At 52.1% G+C, this 16,588-nt stretch carries 17 protein-coding genes; 8 read left to right on the forward strand and 9 right to left on the reverse strand.

Annotation, left to right across the window (positions count from 1 at the left end):
- Positions 1-5: 5 nt before the first annotated feature.
- Both ACP15Y_RS08505 and ACP15Y_RS08510 read right to left on the reverse strand, forming a co-directional pair.
- Positions 6-785, reverse strand: coding sequence for a DUF1365 domain-containing protein (locus ACP15Y_RS08505; protein WP_424982631.1), 780 nt, complete (start codon positions 783-785; stop codon positions 6-8).
- On the reverse strand, positions 785-2,113 hold the full coding sequence (locus tag ACP15Y_RS08510) for an NAD(P)/FAD-dependent oxidoreductase (protein WP_424982632.1): 1,329 nt from the start codon (positions 2,111-2,113) through the stop codon (positions 785-787). The genes ACP15Y_RS08505 and ACP15Y_RS08510 overlap by 1 nt, the downstream gene beginning before the upstream one ends.
- 155 nt (positions 2,114-2,268) lie before the next feature.
- Here ACP15Y_RS08510 and ACP15Y_RS08515 point away from each other — a divergent pair, with 155 nt between their 5' ends.
- Complete coding sequence (locus ACP15Y_RS08515) at positions 2,269-2,670, forward strand: DUF2177 family protein (protein WP_424982633.1); 402 nt, start codon at positions 2,269-2,271, stop codon at positions 2,668-2,670.
- Here the strand turns inward: ACP15Y_RS08515 and solA are convergent.
- Positions 2,667-3,839 (reverse strand): N-methyl-L-tryptophan oxidase, encoded by a 1,173-nt coding sequence (gene solA, locus ACP15Y_RS08520; RefSeq protein ID WP_424982634.1) that lies wholly within the window; start codon positions 3,837-3,839, stop codon positions 2,667-2,669. The genes ACP15Y_RS08515 and solA overlap by 4 nt on opposite strands.
- Before the next feature lie 216 nt (positions 3,840-4,055).
- Between solA and ACP15Y_RS08525 the strand changes: the two genes are divergently transcribed.
- Positions 4,056-4,478: a CHAP domain-containing protein gene (locus ACP15Y_RS08525; RefSeq protein WP_424982635.1), complete on the forward strand. Its 423-nt coding sequence runs from the start codon at positions 4,056-4,058 to the stop codon at positions 4,476-4,478.
- A gap of 64 nt (positions 4,479-4,542) precedes the next feature.
- Here the strand turns inward: ACP15Y_RS08525 and ACP15Y_RS08530 are convergent, their stop codons facing one another.
- The 4 genes from ACP15Y_RS08530 to sseA all read right to left on the reverse strand — a co-directional run bounded on the left by ACP15Y_RS08530 (position 4,543) and on the right by sseA (position 8,970).
- Entirely contained in the window at positions 4,543-6,015 is a 1,473-nt protein-coding gene (locus ACP15Y_RS08530) for a glycosyltransferase family 39 protein (RefSeq protein ID WP_424982636.1), read from the reverse strand.
- 14 nt (positions 6,016-6,029) lie between these two features.
- The gene (locus tag ACP15Y_RS08535) at positions 6,030-6,938 is read right to left on the reverse strand and encodes a pseudouridine-5'-phosphate glycosidase (RefSeq protein WP_424982637.1); all 909 of its coding nucleotides are present in this window, start codon (positions 6,936-6,938) and stop codon (positions 6,030-6,032) included.
- A gap of 11 nt (positions 6,939-6,949) precedes the next feature.
- Positions 6,950-8,050, reverse strand: a complete 1,101-nt coding sequence (locus ACP15Y_RS08540) for a PfkB family carbohydrate kinase (RefSeq protein WP_424982638.1) — start codon at positions 8,048-8,050, stop codon at positions 6,950-6,952.
- Between the two features lie 62 nt (positions 8,051-8,112).
- Positions 8,113-8,970, reverse strand: a complete 858-nt coding sequence (gene sseA, locus ACP15Y_RS08545; RefSeq protein ID WP_424982639.1) for a 3-mercaptopyruvate sulfurtransferase — start codon at positions 8,968-8,970, stop codon at positions 8,113-8,115.
- A 92-nt stretch (positions 8,971-9,062) separates the two neighbouring features.
- On the opposite strand from sseA, the gene ACP15Y_RS08550 reads away from it, so the two are divergent.
- From ACP15Y_RS08550 to ACP15Y_RS08560, 3 genes are all read left to right on the forward strand, one after another.
- On the forward strand, positions 9,063-10,871 hold the full coding sequence (locus tag ACP15Y_RS08550; protein ID WP_424982640.1) for an ABC-F family ATP-binding cassette domain-containing protein: 1,809 nt from the start codon (positions 9,063-9,065) through the stop codon (positions 10,869-10,871).
- A gap of 68 nt (positions 10,872-10,939) precedes the next feature.
- Positions 10,940-11,821 (forward strand): DMT family transporter, encoded by an 882-nt coding sequence (locus ACP15Y_RS08555; RefSeq protein WP_424982641.1) that lies wholly within the window; start codon positions 10,940-10,942, stop codon positions 11,819-11,821.
- Positions 11,818-12,705 carry a DMT family transporter gene (locus ACP15Y_RS08560; RefSeq protein ID WP_424982642.1) on the forward strand — a complete coding sequence of 296 codons (888 nt, stop codon included), beginning with the start codon at positions 11,818-11,820 and terminating at the stop codon, positions 12,703-12,705. Before ACP15Y_RS08555 ends, ACP15Y_RS08560 begins: the two co-directional genes overlap by 4 nt.
- Here the strand turns inward: ACP15Y_RS08560 and ACP15Y_RS08565 are convergent.
- Positions 12,702-13,091, reverse strand: coding sequence for a DUF3224 domain-containing protein (locus ACP15Y_RS08565; RefSeq protein ID WP_424982643.1), 390 nt, complete (start codon positions 13,089-13,091; stop codon positions 12,702-12,704). The genes ACP15Y_RS08560 and ACP15Y_RS08565 overlap by 4 nt on opposite strands.
- Positions 13,092-13,166: 75 nt before the next feature.
- On the opposite strand from ACP15Y_RS08565, the gene ACP15Y_RS08570 reads away from it, so the two are divergent.
- Entirely contained in the window at positions 13,167-13,979 is an 813-nt protein-coding gene (locus ACP15Y_RS08570) for an AraC family transcriptional regulator (protein ID WP_424982644.1), read from the forward strand.
- Here the strand turns inward: ACP15Y_RS08570 and ACP15Y_RS08575 are convergent.
- Positions 13,976-15,115: a trans-sulfuration enzyme family protein gene (locus ACP15Y_RS08575; RefSeq protein WP_424982645.1), complete on the reverse strand. Its 1,140-nt coding sequence runs from the start codon at positions 15,113-15,115 to the stop codon at positions 13,976-13,978. The genes ACP15Y_RS08570 and ACP15Y_RS08575 overlap by 4 nt on opposite strands.
- A gap of 305 nt (positions 15,116-15,420) precedes the next feature.
- Between ACP15Y_RS08575 and ACP15Y_RS08580 the strand changes: the two genes are divergently transcribed.
- Positions 15,421-15,588 carry a hypothetical protein gene (locus ACP15Y_RS08580; RefSeq protein WP_424982646.1) on the forward strand — a complete coding sequence of 56 codons (168 nt, stop codon included), beginning with the start codon at positions 15,421-15,423 and terminating at the stop codon, positions 15,586-15,588.
- A 71-nt stretch (positions 15,589-15,659) separates the two neighbouring features.
- Positions 15,660-16,571 (forward strand): polysaccharide deacetylase family protein, encoded by a 912-nt coding sequence (locus ACP15Y_RS08585; RefSeq protein ID WP_424982647.1) that lies wholly within the window; start codon positions 15,660-15,662, stop codon positions 16,569-16,571.
- Positions 16,572-16,588 lie beyond the last annotated feature (17 nt).

Below are 16,588 nucleotides of genomic sequence, written 5' to 3' on the forward strand. Positions count from 1 at the left end.
CAGACCTATTTAACGTTATGCGGTTTTTTGAAGATTGCAATCGCGCGCTTAGGAGCGTCCGGTTTGGGCTTTGGGCGCAAGCCTTTCACCCACAGTTTGAACGCTTCATAATTGATCCCAAATACCACTTTCATGGTCATCCAGCCCGTGCGGCCGAGTGATTTGATCAATTGAAAGTCGGTTAGTGGTTTTTGCTTGCCGCGCAGATAGGCATTGAGCAGCGCGCCCTCTTTGTCCTTAAGGGCAACGCCAAGGGTCAGGTCGTCACCTGGCTTGGTCACATGGAAACGATAGCTGCCTTCCACATTGTTAAAGGGTGACACATAGAATTGTTTCTCACAATCCTGCCAAACAACGCCATCTTCACTTTCGCCGGCCGGGATCACATAGGTGTGGCGTTGGGCGAAAGTGTTGCGCACCTCATAAATCATCACTTTGATTTTGCCGCGGCGCACGCCGTAATAGGTGGTGATGGGGTTAAAGGCAAAATTGAGAATACGCGGGTAGGTGAGCATGAAGAAACGAAGCTTTTCTGTTTCAACACCAGCTTGCTCGGTGAGGTTTTGCAAATAGCCCATCAAGTTTTGGCCAGTGCCATCGCCAAAGTCTTTATCGTGGATGGACACCAGATTAAGTCGATTGTGGCTGAACAGTTTTAGCTGCTCCGCTGTGCGATCCAGATCGTCTACTTCAACAAATAGGTTAAACACGCCATAGCGCAATTTATGCTCCACCGGGCGGAGCCGCTTGTGCGTCACTTCGGCATCATAAATTGCGCTTTCCATTATTCGGCTGCCTCTCTCGGCATCACCGGGGTCACATTAATGCGGCCCGAAGGGTTTTCCACTTGCCAAGGGCGGTTCATGCCGCCCAATTGCTCGGCAACAGCCAAGCCCGATTGAATGCCATCTTCATGGAAGCCGTAGCCGAAATAGGCGCCGCAGAACCAGGTGCGGTTTTTGCCTTGCAATTGCCAAAGCTCTTTTTGCGCCTCGATCGAATTGCTGTCGAATACGGGGTGCATATAGTCAAAGCTTTTGATGATTGCTTTGGGGTGGATATTGCGTGTCGGATTTAGGGTCACAAACAGATTGGTTTTGGTTTCCAAATGCTGCAATTCGTTCATCCAATAGGTGACGCAAAGCTCGTCTTCACCATTTATGGTTTGCTTTAAATAATTCCAGCAGGACCAAAGGCGCTTGCGCTTCGGCATCCAAGCATCATCCGTGTGCAGCACAGCTGTGTTGGGCTGATAAGGGAAATAGGAAAGCAAATTTTGCTCTTCATATGATGCGTCGTCGAGCAATTCTAGGCTCTGGTCGGCATGGCCAGCCATCACCACATGATCAAACGGGCGCAGCACGCCATTTCCGTCTTCAATATGCACATAGCCGGGGTGACGCATGATCTTTTTGATCGGCGTGGACAGGTGCACTTCAATGTTCGCATCCGCCATCATTGCTTTCACATATTCGCGGCTTCCGCCAATCACGGTGCGCCAGTTTGGCTTTTGATAAGCCTTCATCAGCGCGTGATTGTGGTAGAAATTGATGAAGGTCTGCGCTGGATAATCCATCATCGCCTTGGCTTTTGTAGACCAAATGGCGGCGCCCATGGGAATGATGTGATTTTCGATAAACGGGCGGTCATATCCTTCGCGGGCGAGAAAATCACCCAATGAGATTTCGCTGGCGTAAGACGAGATGCGTTCGCGTGCGGATTTGAAGAAGCGCAAGATGTCAGCCAGCTGGCTCCAATGCATTGGGTTGGCCACGTTGCGGCGTTGGCCAAAAAAACCATTTAGGCCAGAGCCTGAATATTCGTATTTCCCGCCATTCATCGTGAAGGAAAAGCTCATATCTGTACGCTTGGTTGCGATGTTGAAATGATCAAACAACGCTGAAAGGTTTGGGTAGTTCGGTTCATTATAAACAATGAAACCTGTATCAACCGGAATATCGCCTTCAGGCACTGGCGCATCCACCGTGTTCGAGTGGCCGCCCAAATAGTCATTCGCTTCATAAAGCGTGACATTGTGGTTCTTGGACAAAAGCCAAGCGGCGCTAAGCCCTGATATGCCTGAGCCGACGACGGCGATGTTTAGTTTAGTCATAAAGTCCGGTTCCGCTTGATAAATTTCTATCTAAGAAACGCTGGGCCTTGTGAAATGGATCACCAAATTAATTTGAATATATCTAAGGAATATTCCGCCCAACTGTGATCCATTGGGGCTGTTATTGGCGTAGTTAGCGCAATAGGAGCATTCACATGACCAACATTATTGCTTACATCGCTACGCTGATCGTATTTTTGGGGATCGATTTCGTCTGGCTCAGCTATGTTGCGCGCACTTTTTACTTTGAGCGCATTAGCCATTTGATGGCGGACAGTCCTAACTTTGCCGCCGCCGGCGTGTTCTACATTTTCTATGTTGTCGGCATTGTTTATTTTGCTGTGCTACCGGCATTGAAAGCAGGCTCGGTTGTGCCTGCCTTAATCTCAGGTGCGTTGCTCGGTTTGCTGGCTTACGGCACGTACGACATGACCAATTTTGCAACGCTGAAAAACTGGCCAATTTCTGTGGCAATTGTAGACATGATTTGGGGCGCGACCCTTACGGCGACATCGGCCGCCGCAGGGTTTTACATCACGCGCATGTTTACCAGCTAAGCGACGCTAAATCGCGACAATGAGAAGGGCGAAATGTCAAAGGACGTTTCGCCCTTTGTCATGAGCTGTGCCAACATCTCGCCAATGGCGGCGCTATGTTTGAAACCATGGCCAGAGCAGGGTGACACCAGAAACACATTTTCCATTTCAGGATGATCATCCATAATAAAATGGCCGTCAGGCGCGGCGGTATAGAGGCACGTTGCGGATCGCACGACGTTCGGGTTTAAGCCCAGCAATCGATTTTGTGGATGGCGTGCATAAAAGGCGTCTTGCTCCGCCTTGGACACATCGCGATTGGTTTCCTCTGGCGCGGTGGGTTCGCCGTAAAATTCTGAGGCCATTTTAAACTGATGTGCCGCCGCTAAAGAAGGCATGCCATAAAAGAAATCGTCGGGTTTTTCGCCATGGGGCCAAGCGAATGCTGGGCTGTTTTTCCATGCGGCCTGATGGTCAGGTTCAATGTCCAACCAATGCAACACCTGGCGCGTGGGTTGGAAAATATTGTGCCATTTCTCGGAAAGGAAAGACCTAACCCATGGTCCGGCGCTTAGGATCACTTTGGCAGCGTCATATTCCTCAGTTGAAGTGCGCACTTTCACTGTGCCGTCGCGTTGGGGGAGGATTTGCTCCACCACCGTGCCATATTGCAGATCCGCCCCATGCTTTTTCGCCAGTTTAAGTTGGCTGTCGACGCATTGCTCGGCGCGTAAATATCCGGCGCCGGGTTCATAATAGGCGCGTTCGTTGTCGCTGATTAAAAAGTTGGGAAAGCGATTGCGCACGTCATTTGGTGACAGCAGTTCATGTTCAATATTGAATTTCTTTGCCGCCGCTTCAGTTGTGTCCAGAAAGCCTTTTTTAGCATTGGTCTCGGCGGCTTGGTCGCTCGAGATCATCAGGGCGCCAATTTGATGCAACAGATCGTCGCCCGTTTCGGCTTCGATTTCGCGCCAAATCTCATGGGACCGCAACACGAAGGTAACATAAGCAAAGCCTTCGCCGATGGCTTGGCGGGTGAGGCGGCTTTCCCCGTGGGTAGACCCGTGAATATGGGGCGGCGTGTACCGATCAAGCCCTAGCGTTTTTGCACCCATTTTTGCCAATTGGTAAGTGGCAGCGCTACCCATAGCGCCTAGGCCCACCACGATCACATCATATTGTTGCATAAAGGCCTCGATTGTTGCGCGAAAGGAAGGAATTTTTACTCATTCGATCTGTTTTGCGCCGCACCGTCAAGGGGTCCACATTTTTGACACATTCGGGCGTCAGATGGCGGGCTCTCGCGTTCAGGCGCGGTTTCTCTCGTGCGTGCCCGCTGGTTGGTGCGTTGGACTAACGATTGGATAAAGGGCGCTCTGCGGCCCACTTGGTGAACAAACTACATGATGAAGATGACTATTCGCGCGGCGATTGCTGCGATTGCGCTTGCGTTGCCCGTTGTTGCGGCTGCGCCAGTTCAGGCTACCCCTTTGATCAAACTGATGGAAAAAGATTTGGGACAGCGACGTCCTAAAGGGTGCCCCTCTAAATGGTGCGCTTGCTATATGGACCAGATTTTGGCGCGCGCTGGATTTTCTTCCCGCGGCTCAAACCGCGCTCGCGATTTTGCGTCCTATGGTAAGAACACGAAAACGGCCAAAGTCGGCTCGATCATGGTGATGCGCAACCATGTGGGCGTGGTGATGGGCAAATGCTCAAACGGCCAAGTGAAAATTATCTCTGGCAACTATTCTAAGAAGGTCGCGGTGGGGTGCTACCCCGCCAGCAAAGCCATTGCATGGCGTGACCCGATCAAAGCGCGCTAGGAGTAGCCACGCTTTCAACTTTAATGGGTGCTTTTAACGCAAGTTGGGCACCCATTTTCTTTGCCTAATTTTTAAAGCCTGTCGCTAAGTAGGCTTGTCGCTTTTCCACTAGATAGCCTTGGCGATAAATCTCGATTGTATCGAGCAGTTCCACTTGCTCAAACCGCGTTTCAAGCTCTGCGCCTAACCCCTTGCCTGAATGAGTGATGATGAGTGCATTGTCACCCAGATGTTTCGGTGCGGCAAACCAATAGCGGAATTGCGAATGGGCAGCACCAAGGTCCGTTACATCTGGATTTTGCAAGGCAAAGCCCAGCGGTGAGCTGATCGTGTAGTGCGTACCGACAATAAAATCTGGCTCGTGCACCAAGCGTAGTTCTTCAACCCATTCCGCTGTTTCTTTCCAACCGAAAGATCGTGCCGAGAAATAATCTGCAGTGCTGAAATAAGTGCGGATCGGCAGCGCCCCGAAATTATACGCGATGATCGCGGCCAGCAGGACACCATAGGCGATATGGGAAAACAGCAGCCAGCCCCAACGGATAAAGTGGGCCAGGAACGGCAGGATGGCGATATAGGCCACTAGGTTCCAATGGAACATGATGTCAGTGGTGAGCGACAGCGCCAAAAACAAGAGGGTTGAGACCCAAAAGATACACCGTGCCAACCCAAGCTGCGGGATGTTTTTGCTGGTTGGCCAAAGGCTTTTGGCCAGCGGCCACAGCAGGAAGGGGGAAAGGAACCCGATCATCCCGCCCAAATAGCCGATCAGGCCGCTAAAATTGTTCTCTGTGGGCAGGCCCGCATGGCGGTCGCGCAGAATAAAGGTGATGGATGAAGCGTTGGTGTTGATGTTCCAATAAATTTCGGGACCAACCACCAACAGGAAAAGCGCGAAGGCGGCGTAGCTTTGCCAGTGTTTAAATATAGAGCGGGCGTGTTTGTTGGTGAGGGCATAAAGAAACGCTCCAGCGCCCAGCAGCACCGCGTTATATTTTGCCAATGTGGCCAAGCCCACGCATATACAAGCTGCATAGAGCCAGGTCCAAACATGTGCGCCCATTTCCATCGCTTTGAAGAATTTGATGAAGCACAGCAAGGCCAAGAGCAACAGCATCACCATCAAATGGTCGGGCAGCGCCAGCATGGTCATGGTGAGGAAAATTGGGGTGGCTAAAAACAGGGTCAGCGTGAGCGCAAAATGCTGTTTTGGCTGGTCGCTGATCTGTTTGGAGATGGCCCACAAGATCCAAATGTCTGCCAGAAAAGTTAGGATGGGACCAATGCGCAGCGCCAGCACGTTCCAGCCGAACAGTTTTGAGGCAAGCCAAAGAATCCACGCATTCAGCGGCGGATGGTCATAATAGGAAATGGCCGGATGTTGCGACCACATCCAATAATAGGCTTCGTCGGCCACCATGTTGCCGCTGAGCCAAAAGAAAAGGCGCAGCCCCAGCAAAAGGGCAACGCCTGTGATCAATGAATATTTCAAAATAGGGCTGATAGCTTTTAGATTTTGCTGATCATTCACAAGCATTTGGCCCCATTTTTCTATCCCGTTGCGGCGATGGCAATCTCCCCGGCCAGCTTCGCATTGTTGATCAATAGCGCAATGTTGGCTTTGAGTGAACGGCCACCGCTCAATTCCACCACTTTACCCAAAACAAATGGCGTCACAGCCGCGCCTTTCACGCCATTGGCGTCAGCTTCGGCGATGGCTTTATCGATAATGGTTTCCATCTCATCATTGCTCAAGGCGTCGGCTTCCGGCACCGGGTTGGTGAACAGCAAGCCGCTATCCGCGCCCAAGTCTCGCCAAGCATTAAAGGTGGCGGCAGCTTCGTTCACATTCTCCACACTGTGGGGCAGGGCCATGCCGCTATCGCGGGTGTAGAAGGCGGGCAGGTTCGCGGTTTGATAACCGACGATTGGTACGCCTTGGGTTTCCAGCACTTCTAATGTCAGCGGTAGGTCGAGGATTGACTTGGCGCCAGCGCACACCACGGCAACCGGGGTTTTGCCCAGTTCGGTGAGGTCTGCAGATACGTCATATGGGTGGCCGCGATGTACGCCGCCAATGCCGCCGGTGGCAAAAATATCGATCTTTGCCGCTGCGGCCACGATCATGGTGCCCGCCACGGTGAGCGAGCCAGACTGTTTTTTGCCCAACAGGGGCGCGAAGTCGCGGCGCGAGCATTTGGCGATTGATCCGCGTTCACTTGTGGCGAAATCCTTGAGCTGCTCTTCAGACAGGCCAACGGTGACTTGCCCGTTCACAATGCCCAAAGTCGCCGGACAGGCGCCCGCTTCTTTCACGGCGTTTTCCATGGCCAAGGCAGTTTCGAGATTGCTGGGATAGGCCATGCCGTGGGTTACCACGGTGGTTTCAAGTGCCACGATTGGGGTGTCGTTGCGGAGGGCTTCGGCAACATGTGCGCCAAATTGAAGATCAAAATTCATGGGAGGAATCCTTATTGAATATGCTGCTGTGCGAATGTTTCAACCGCCGCATGGGAGAGGTCGGGGCTGTTGCGCAAGGTGGATTTTAAGGTGTGTTGCGCCGCGCCAATGCCAAACTGGGCCGCTTGGCTGAGCGGGCGTTGTTGATTAAGGCCATGCAGCGTGCCCGCCACAAAGGCATCGCCCGCGCCTGAAACGTCCACAATTTCGGCGGCAGGCACGGCAAGGTGCTGCATATTGTTGGGTTGATCGCTTTTTGCCGCCAGATAAACGCCATTTGCGCCATCGGTCATAATGGCGTGTGTCGCGCCGCGGGCGAGCAATGCATCCAATATGGCGTGCGGCTCTTGTTCACCAGTGGTCGCTGCCGCTTCATCTTTGTTGCAGAAGAGATAGCTGACGCCAGACAAATCTTGCGGCAAGCGTTTGAACTTGGGAATAGACACGCTGTCGATGGCCAGTTGGATCTGTTGATCGCGGCAATGGGTGATCAGCTTTGCCAACCCGTCTGCAGGCAAGTTTGTGTCGGCAAATACCAGCGCTGCACCGCTCACCAATCCAATATTGGATTGGATAAATTGGGCATCCATCTGGTTGAAAATGTCCATATCGGCCACGCCGAGATATAGGCTGCCATTCGGCTGCATGATCGCGGTGTAGGTGCCGGTGGTGCCATTGGTGCTGCGCACCATGTGGCTTAAATCAACGCCGCTTTCTGCTGTGGCGCTTATCAGCGCATCTGCCGCACCGTCGTCGCCAACAATAGACAGCAGTTTGGTGGCTTCACCCAACCGCGCTAGATTTTCCGCTACATTGCGGGCTACGCCGCCGCGGGTTTCCTCTGCGCTGGCCGGGTTGGATGTTTCCAAAATGCCGGGCTCCTTGAGCTTAAGCACCCGGTCCATCACCGCGCCGCCAATGCATAAAATGCTTTGCTGTTGCGCCACAATATAGGCGCGACCCAAGATGAAGCCCTTGGCCTGCAGGCGCTCAATATAATTAGCCACAGTTGCTCGTGCCACGCCCAATTGCTCGCCCAGTTCTTTCTGGCTGGCATAGGGGTGCGCGGTGATCGCGGCCAATAATCTTTGTTCTAAATCGGTGAGTGACATGCGCCTATATTGCAAAAGTTTGTTTTATAAACATTTGCAATATAGATTCTTGGTGCGCTTGTCTAGCCCTTCACGATTGGTGTTTCCGGGCGTGCGCCCCATTCGGACCAAGAGCCATCATAAAGCCGGGTGTTTTTGTGGCCCAAAATTTCGAGCACCAGCAGGATCACACAGGCGGTGACGCCAGAGCCACACGTGGCGATCGTGGGTTTGGTGCTGTCGAATTTCTCGTTCACGATGCGGGCGAGCTCGGCCTTTGGCAGCAGCCTGCCGTCGTCATCTAAAAATCTTGCATAGTGCAGATTTTCTGCGCCGGGCATATGGCCGGCGCGCATGCCTTCTCGCGGCTCGTCAGTTTCGCCTTTAAAGCGGCCGGGGCCGCGCGCATCGAGAATATTGCAGCTTTGGTCGCCTTTGTTCACCAGCTCCAGCAACTCATCGAACGGCGCTACTTTGTGCACATCGAACTTGGCGGAAAAATTGCCTGCTTCTTTTGGGGCGGATTTGCCGCCTTCCGTTGGCAGTCCCTTTTGGTCCCAAAATGGAAAGCCGCCATTGAGAATGCGTACATTTTGCGCGCCCATTTGGGTTAGCATCCACCAGGCGCGAGCGGCAGAGAACAAGCCTTGTGTGTCATAAACTATGATTTCATCGTCATTATTTACGCCCAGCTTTTGCATTTGCGCTTCGAAGAAATGGGCGCTGGGCATGGTGTGTGAAAGGCTGGAATTTGGATCAGAAAGTTCTTTGATCGAATAGAACAAAGCGCCGGGGATGTGCCATTCTTCAAATTCTTTTGCAGCGTCGCGGTTGGCGTTGGGTAGATGCATGGAGGCATCAAAAATCACAAGATTTTCTTGCCCTAGCTTTTCGGCCAGTTCGTCGGCCTCAATAATGTATTGCTCTAAATTGTCACTCATAAATCTGCCTTTGCGTTTGATGCGGCATCAATTGGCCATTGTAATTGTGTCAATCAATGGTAGTAGAGCCTAAACAGGAATGTAGACACAATATGGCCAGCGCAGTTCTTTCACTTCAAGATATTTTTCTCACCTTTGGCGGTACCCCGCTTTTGGAAGGGGCGGAGCTATTTGTGGCGCCGGGCGAGCGCATTGCGTTGGTGGGCCGCAACGGGTCTGGCAAGTCGACCTTGCTCAAGATATTGGCAGGCGATGTTGAAGCGGATAGCGGCACGCGCTTTGTGCAGCCGGGGGTGACCTGGCGCTATTTGCAACAAGAGCCAGATTTAAGTGCTTACGACACTGTGTTGGATTATGTGCAGGATGGTCTGGTGGATGGCGACGATCAATATCGTGCGCCCTATTTGCTCGGTGAGTTGGGGCTTGATCCTGAGGCATCGCCAAAAGGTCTTTCAGGCGGCGAGGCACGCCGCGCGGCGCTTGCCCGTACATTGGCACCGGAGCCAGATGTATTGCTGCTGGACGAGCCAACTAACCATTTGGATTTGCCTGCCATTGAGTGGCTGCAAGATGAATTGAAAAGCATGAAATCGGCGATGGTGATCATTTCGCACGATAGACGCTTCCTTTCAGATTTGACCCAATCCACCGTATGGCTGGACCGTGGACGCACCCGCCAAACCAGCCAAGGCTTTGCTCATTTTGAGCAATGGCGAGATGAGCTGCTGGCGCAGGAAGAGTTGGAACAGCACAAGCTGGATCGGCAGATTGTGCGCGAGGAGCATTGGGTACGCTATGGCGTGACTGCGCGGCGCAAACGCAATGTGCGCCGCATGTCGGAGCTCGCCGATCTGCGACAGAAACGTGCCGACCATCGCGGGGCGACAGGCAATGTGAAGATGCAGGCTACGGAAGGCCAACAGTCCGGTGCCATTGTTGCCGATGTGAAAAATGTGTCGAAGAACTTTGGCGATCTGACCATCGTGAAAGACTTCACGCTGCGCGTGATGCGCGGCGACCGGTTGGGCATTGTCGGGCCGAATGGCGCAGGCAAATCCACATTGATCAAACTGATCACAGGTGAGCTGACGCCAGATGAAGGCGAGGTGCAATTGGGCACCAAGCTCGAAATTGCGGTGCTGGACCAGAAGCGGGCCCAGCTTGATCCTGAAACCAGCCTGAAAGATAGCCTAACGGGCGGCGGCAGTGACAATATTGTCATTGGCGATCAGACCAAGCATGTGGTCGGCTATATGAAGGATTTCCTGTTCTCGCCGGAGCAAGCAGGCACTGCGGTGGGCAAATTGTCAGGTGGCGAGCGGGCGCGGGTGTTGCTGGCCAAAGCCATGGCGCAACCATCCAACCTGTTGATCCTTGACGAACCGACCAATGATTTGGATTTGGAAACGCTAGATTTGCTGCAGGAAATGCTGGCCGATTATCATGGTACGGTGATCGTCGTCAGCCACGACCGTGACTTTTTGGACCGCGTGGCCACGTCCATTTTGGTGCATGAAGGCGGTGGTCATTGGCATGAATACGCAGGGGGATATTCTGACATGGTGGCCCTGCGCGGCCATGGGGTTGGACAACGCAAGCGCGAAGATAAGCCCAAAAAGGACAAGCCAAAATCCAATACAGCATCCGCCGCGCCTAAACCGCAGAAGAAGCTGAGCTTCAAGCATAAACATGCACTGGAAACCTTGCCCAAACTGATGGAAGAGCTTGAAGCCAAAGTTGCGAAATTAAATGGCGAGTTGGCCGATCCGGAACTTTATGCAAAGTCGCCTGAAAAGTTCCAAAAGCTAACCGAAGAGCTGGGTGCAACACAGCAAAAGCTGGACGCGGCGGGAGAAGAGTGGCTTGAGATTGAAATGATGCGCGAGGAAATTGAGGGATAGTCTCCCTTGCCGCTTTTTAGAAATTGGTCTAACCATTAGGGCTGCAGTTCTTTTTATAGTTGGCCAACATGGAATTATCGACCCCTCGCGCACTGCTTTTGGCAGTGGCTGCCATCGCTGTTTTGAGCTTTATGGATGTGAACATCAAGGCTTTGTCCGCAGATGTGACCACCATCCAAATCCTGTTTTTCCGTCAGGCTGTGGCCGCGCTCATTCTTGGTGGGTTGGTGCTGGCGAAGCGATCACGTTTTCCCACAAAAGCGCAATTGCCCGGGCACTTTTTGCGCGCCATGTTGGTGGGGGCCACGGCTTACTCTTTCTTTTACGCAATCGGCAAATTGCCGCTGGTGTTGGTGACATCGGTTTTCATGTCTGCGCCATTGATGGTCAGCTTGATGGGCGTGATCTTCCTCAAGGAAGAAGTCAGCAAAACGCTCGTATTCGGCACCATTTTGGGCTTTGCTGGGGCCATGGTGATTGTGTTGGGCGGCGGCAGTGACGATATTGCCTTGAGCGATGATACATTTGCTTGGATTGCGACGATCTTTGCGCCTGCCGCCTATGCACTTGGAGTGGTGGTGATGAAAAATCAAACCAAGCAAGCGGATGCGATTGCGATTACATTTCTGCAGGCCGCTTTCGTCGGTATTTGTGTTTTGCCGTTTGTGATTTTCCAGTTTGAAATACCCAATGTTGAAGTGGGCGCCCGCTTGGTTGGCGTTGGTGTTTTGGGGGCGTTTGGCTTTTTGATGTTTGTGTCGGCGCTCAAACATTTGCCCGCCTCTGTGTTTGTACTCACTGAAAATACCGCCTTGCTCTGGGCCGCGCTGTTTGGCTTTATCTTTTTTGCTGAAGTGCCTGCGCTTACCACGTGGATTGGCGCCTTTATGATCATTGTTGCCTGTCTGCTTGCTGCGCGCAAACAAGTGCGGCGCACACCGAAACGATGAGCAAGTTGCTCCACCGCATAAAGCCTTCCGCTTTGGGGTTGGCGCTTTTGGCCATGTTTGCCTTTGCCGTGATGGATGCGCTGGTGAAGGTGCTGGTGGTTAGCCTGCCTGTGGGGCAGGTGGCGTTTCTGCGTACGCTGGGCAGTGCGTTGATCTTTTTCGTCGTTGCCCTTTGGGGGCAGCATCTTCATTTTGCTGGTGTGCAATGGCGCTTGCATCTGTTGCGGGCGGCGGGAGCCGCTCTGGTGACGCTATGCATGTATTTTGCACTCGCCAACTTTGCCCTTGTCACCGTCGCCGCCTTCGCGTTGACCGGGCAGTTGATCAGCACGCTTTATGGTGGGGTGTTTTTCAACGAAAAATTTGATGGCAAAATTGCCGTGGCCTTGTTGGTGGGGCTGCTCGGGGCTTTGCTGTTTTTGGTCAGCGAAGGCTTGTTCTCTGCGCAGATCAGCCTCTCGCTTTTGCCGCTCTTGGCGCTTATTGCAGTGCCAATTTTGGAAGCAACCTTATTGGCTTTTCTTAAGTTTCATACGCAAAAGGAAGGCCCGATATTGATGTCATTTATTCAGCTTTCCTTGGCCGCGCTTATCCTGTCTCCGGGCCTTGCGCAATATGTACCTTTGAGCGCTGACCAGTGGGGCATATTGGCTGCAACTTGCGTGGTTGGCGCCTTTGCGGGGTACTGGTCTGTTATTGCGCTGAAGCAATTGCCGGTTGGCGTTTTTGCGATCACCGACAATACCAGCGTGGTGTGGGCTGCCCTGTTGGGCCTCGTTCTGTTTTCGCATGTGCCCACGCCGTTGCAATGGGCGGGGGCGGCGCTGATTTTCGCCAGCTGCTATTTTCTGTCGGTCTATCTGACGCCAAAGGATGAGGCCTAAAGCGATATATCCAAGTGCCAATTGACCTTATTGGTGTGTCCCGCTTCATAGCCGCCTTGGCCAGTTGCGCCTTCAAATTCGCCCGTGCCGGAACCTTCAACAATTTGCCAATGTGTTGTGGCTTTGTCCGCCGCCCAAGTGCCGGTTTCCAAAATGGTCAGCGTGCCCGGTTCGCCATTTAGGCTGCCGTTAAACAGGCGAAACCCATGATAGGTTGCGGTGCCTTCATCGCAATAAAAGAGCTGCATTTTGATGCTGGCTTTGCCTTGCAGATCGCCTTCAAACTCTTCTTTCACCAGTGCTTCGCTGAATTTTTGTTGGTCGTTGATCTGCTCGACCACGGTTTCATCCCAAGATTGATGGCTATAGGTGCCCGTAAGTTTCATGCTGTTTTTCCTTGTTGATCTGGCCCTAGCTTGGCAAAGTCTGTTGATGATGAATTGTAATTTCGCGACAAGCTGATGGAAAAATCTGATCCCAATCTTGGCCCGGCCCGTGGCTTGATTGCCAAACATGTTTCAATGGCTGAATTTGACCTGACGCGCATTGCGCCTTCGGCTGAAGCTGGGCGTTGGGTTGAAAATTATTGGGTGATTGAGTGGGATCGGGGAGATCGGCCTGTTTACCGGCAAGAGAATTTGCCACACCCGAGTGCACATTTGGTTTTAGACCCGCAAGCGGGCTCTGGCCTATTTGGGGTGCAAACAAACCGCTTCTTTTATGAACTCTCAGGAAAGGGGCGCGTGATTGGCCTCAAGTTTCGGCCCGGCTATTTATATGAGCTTTGGCAGCAACCCATCGCCACGCTAACAGATCGCCATGAGGTCAACCTATCGCCATTGGGCGTGGATTTGCGCGCCTTGGAGGCAGAGTTTGTTGCCTTGGATAAACCCGCTGACATGGCAGAAAGGCTGGATCAGCATTTTGCGGCCATTGAAGCTGATGAAGATGCTAAAGCCAAACAGGTGCACGATTTGGTGCAAATGGTTGAGGCAGATGCCGATTTGACGCGCATGTCGGAATTGGCCACGAAATCCGGCCTAAATGCACGGCAATTGCAGCGGTTGTTTGCGCAATATATTGGCGTGTCGCCCAAGTGGGTAATTGATCGCTATCGGATGATTGAGGCGGTGGACGCCATCAATCAAGGCGAAGAGCGCTCTTTGACAGAGCTGGCACATCGCCTTGGTTATTTTGATCAGGCGCACTTCACCAAAGCCTTCTCTGCTTTGGTTGGTCGCACGCCGCAGCAGCTATTGGCGCAATCGGCTTAGCTGAGCGCGGTTTCGAGATCTGCAATCAGATCGTCGATATGCTCAATGCCGACAGAAAGGCGCAGCAACGTTTCTGGAATGCCGGTAGTGCTTTCAATCGTATAGCGGTGCTCCACCAAGCTTTCCACGCCGCCCAAAGATGTGGCGCGTTTGAACAGCTTCATTTTGCCCACAACATCAAGTGCGCGTTGCTTGTCGCCTTTCACCGTGAAGGAGAGAAGAGGCCCAAAGCCATTTTGCATTTGTGATTTGGCCAGGTCGTGCGCCTCCTGGCTTTTAAGCCCCGGGTAGAACACATGATCCACTTGATCATGATTGTTCAAATAGTTCGCCACAGCCATGGCATTTTCACTCATGCGTTCCATGCGCAATGGCAAGGTCCGCATCCCGCGGATCAGCAAATAGGCTTCAAAGCTGCCAATCACTGCACCGGCATCGTGGCGGTCCACTTTGATGTCTTGCCAGATTGAGCACGTTTCATCGTCCACGGCCAACACACCTGCCAGGACGTCAGAATGACCATTGATGCTTTTGGTGCCGGAATGCATCACAATATTTGCACCCAGATCCAGCGGGTTGGAAATGGCAGGGCCGGCCGCTGTGGAATCGACTGCCAATATGGCGTCTACTTGTTTCGTCGCTTCGGCGAGCGCGCGGATGTCGGTGATGCGCAGCCAAGGGTTTGATGGTGTTTCTATAAAGACCAGCGCAGGCTTTTCAGTCGCGATCAATGCAATGGTTTCGTCTGTTTTGCTGGTGTCTTGCTCAATCAGTTTGACGTCGCGGCGTTCGCAAAACTCTCGCGCCCATTTGGTGGTGCCCCAATAAATTTGCGATTGCATGATTATGGTTTGGCCAGCGCGAATAGTGCGGAACAGGGCAGCGATGGAGGCCATGCCTGTGGGAAACACCAACGCATCTTGCGCGTTTTCAGCTGTGGCCAAAATCTTCTCTGCCAGCCGCACAATATCATTATCGTCGCGGGCATAGATGTTGTTGTCGCGCAGCAGAGCATATTGCTCATCCCGCACAAATGTTGTGGAGGGCTGAATTGCAGGCACCACGCCGCCTGTTTGCTGGTCGATATAGCCAGCGGCTTGCGCAAAAAGAGTTTCCAAGCGTTGGCGACGCGTCATAATTTCCTCCAATTTCGGGGGCATACGGCTGGCGCATGCAATAGGGAACAACTATGTAGCAAAAAGATTGGCTACACTGAAGCATGAAAGATGTAGTTTAGTTTCATCATAGCTTTGTCTGAACAGCTATATGTAACCGTAACTGTAGGTTCGTTACATTTTTGTCACATCTTTGAATTTTGCTATAGAATATAAATTATTCTGCTAGTAAAATTTTTTTACTCTGATATAAAAATTTTGTTGATCGAAATTGACGACATTTTTCCCTAGACCTATTTTTGATATTCGACGACGAGGCCATCGAAATGGAACATAATAGTCTACTTGACGCGCTTGCGCGCGTTGAGAAGCAAATCATATATACGCCTTCAGGCGATCAGATGTATGTGATTGAGCGCCGTGCATTTGAGAAATTGATGACGGCAATTGAAGCAAATGATGTGGTTGTATTGAACGAAACCGTTCAAATCTAAGCCAATAGCAACGCAATATTAACCATAAACCCACTAAAAATTGTGTGATTTCATGATTTTGGGTTCGAGTGATGGTTCAGTTGCGTGGTGTGGTTGTTGGCTTGGCAGTTATTGCCATGCTTGGTGGATGTGCAAAGCCACCTAAAAGCGGACCGACGACTAGTCGCTCTGCATATACTCAAGAGATGCCCGCAAAAGCCGACGAAAAAGAGCAGATCGCGCGCACACTGTTGACCGGCAATTCTAATCCTGAAACGGATCCCATAAGAACGGCGTCCATAGCGCCGCACCTTGAATTGCGGAGGAGCGGTCAAGCCCTTGAGGGGCGAACCCTTTCAGTTTCTATGCAAAAGGATATTCAACTGGCCAAAGGCGAGTTTGTTTTGACTTTTGATGATGGCCCACGCCCTGGGAAAACCGAAAAAATCCTCGATGTTTTAGATGAACACGACGTCAAAGCCATGTTTTTGATGTTGGGACGCGCTGCGCAATCTCACCCCGGTTTGGTGCGTGAGGTGGCAAAGCGTGGCCACACAATCGGGTTGCACACGCATTCCCATGGCGATTTGACCAAGTTGAATGTTGCGGCTGCTTTAGCTGAAATTGAACGCGGCCAGCGTCCCGTTGTGGCGGCCCTTTCGCCGATTAACAAAACCCCTGCGCCGTTTTTCCGCTTTCCCTATCTGGCGCAAAATGCGCAGCTCCGCACCGCTGTTAAAAATTCCGGCTATGTGATTATGGATGTGGGCGTAGATTCAAAAGACTATTTCAGCGATAGCCCGGATCAAGTGCGCGAACGCACCTTGGCACGTATGGCGAAAGCTGGTCGGGGCATTGTGTTGTTCCACGATATTCATCATCGCACCGTGAAAATGCTGCCGCAATTGCTCAAAGATATGGAAGCGCGGGGCTATAAGGTTGTTAATCTGGTGCCACAAGATCAACCACGCTTCAAATCCGTGGTTCAACTTGCCAATAAATAGGCGATGGTTTAAACCCG

Source organism: Maritalea sp. S77 (assembly GCF_049801075.1).
GTDB lineage: Bacteria > Pseudomonadota > Alphaproteobacteria > Rhizobiales > Devosiaceae > Maritalea.

What these genes read in the sequence shown, in the direction of transcription:
- ACP15Y_RS08575 (WP_424982645.1), bottom strand. Translation starts at nt 15,115, where the DNA reads ATGACGCGTCGCCAACGCTTGGAAACTCTTTTTGCGCAAGCCGCTGGC.
- ACP15Y_RS08530 (WP_424982636.1), bottom strand. Translation starts at nt 6,015, where the DNA reads ATGCTTGTGAATGATCAGCAAAATCTAAAAGCTATCAGCCCTATTTTG.
- ACP15Y_RS08570 (WP_424982644.1), top strand. Translation starts at nt 13,167, where the DNA reads ATGGAAAAATCTGATCCCAATCTTGGCCCGGCCCGTGGCTTGATTGCC.
- ACP15Y_RS08510 (WP_424982632.1), bottom strand. Translation starts at nt 2,113, where the DNA reads ATGACTAAACTAAACATCGCCGTCGTCGGCTCAGGCATATCAGGGCTT.
- ACP15Y_RS08565 (WP_424982643.1), bottom strand. Translation starts at nt 13,091, where the DNA reads ATGAAACTTACGGGCACCTATAGCCATCAATCTTGGGATGAAACCGTG.
- ACP15Y_RS08580 (WP_424982646.1), top strand. Translation starts at nt 15,421, where the DNA reads ATGGAACATAATAGTCTACTTGACGCGCTTGCGCGCGTTGAGAAGCAA.
- ACP15Y_RS08550 (WP_424982640.1), top strand. Translation starts at nt 9,063, where the DNA reads ATGGCCAGCGCAGTTCTTTCACTTCAAGATATTTTTCTCACCTTTGGC.
- ACP15Y_RS08505 (WP_424982631.1), bottom strand. Translation starts at nt 785, where the DNA reads ATGGAAAGCGCAATTTATGATGCCGAAGTGACGCACAAGCGGCTCCGC.
- solA (WP_424982634.1), bottom strand. Translation starts at nt 3,839, where the DNA reads ATGCAACAATATGATGTGATCGTGGTGGGCCTAGGCGCTATGGGTAGC.
- ACP15Y_RS08535 (WP_424982637.1), bottom strand. Translation starts at nt 6,938, where the DNA reads ATGAATTTTGATCTTCAATTTGGCGCACATGTTGCCGAAGCCCTCCGC.
- ACP15Y_RS08540 (WP_424982638.1), bottom strand. Translation starts at nt 8,050, where the DNA reads ATGTCACTCACCGATTTAGAACAAAGATTATTGGCCGCGATCACCGCG.
- ACP15Y_RS08560 (WP_424982642.1), top strand. Translation starts at nt 11,818, where the DNA reads ATGAGCAAGTTGCTCCACCGCATAAAGCCTTCCGCTTTGGGGTTGGCG.
- ACP15Y_RS08525 (WP_424982635.1), top strand. Translation starts at nt 4,056, where the DNA reads ATGATGAAGATGACTATTCGCGCGGCGATTGCTGCGATTGCGCTTGCG.
- ACP15Y_RS08515 (WP_424982633.1), top strand. Translation starts at nt 2,269, where the DNA reads ATGACCAACATTATTGCTTACATCGCTACGCTGATCGTATTTTTGGGG.
- ACP15Y_RS08585 (WP_424982647.1), top strand. Translation starts at nt 15,660, where the DNA reads ATGGTTCAGTTGCGTGGTGTGGTTGTTGGCTTGGCAGTTATTGCCATG.
- sseA (WP_424982639.1), bottom strand. Translation starts at nt 8,970, where the DNA reads ATGAGTGACAATTTAGAGCAATACATTATTGAGGCCGACGAACTGGCC.
- ACP15Y_RS08555 (WP_424982641.1), top strand. Translation starts at nt 10,940, where the DNA reads ATGGAATTATCGACCCCTCGCGCACTGCTTTTGGCAGTGGCTGCCATC.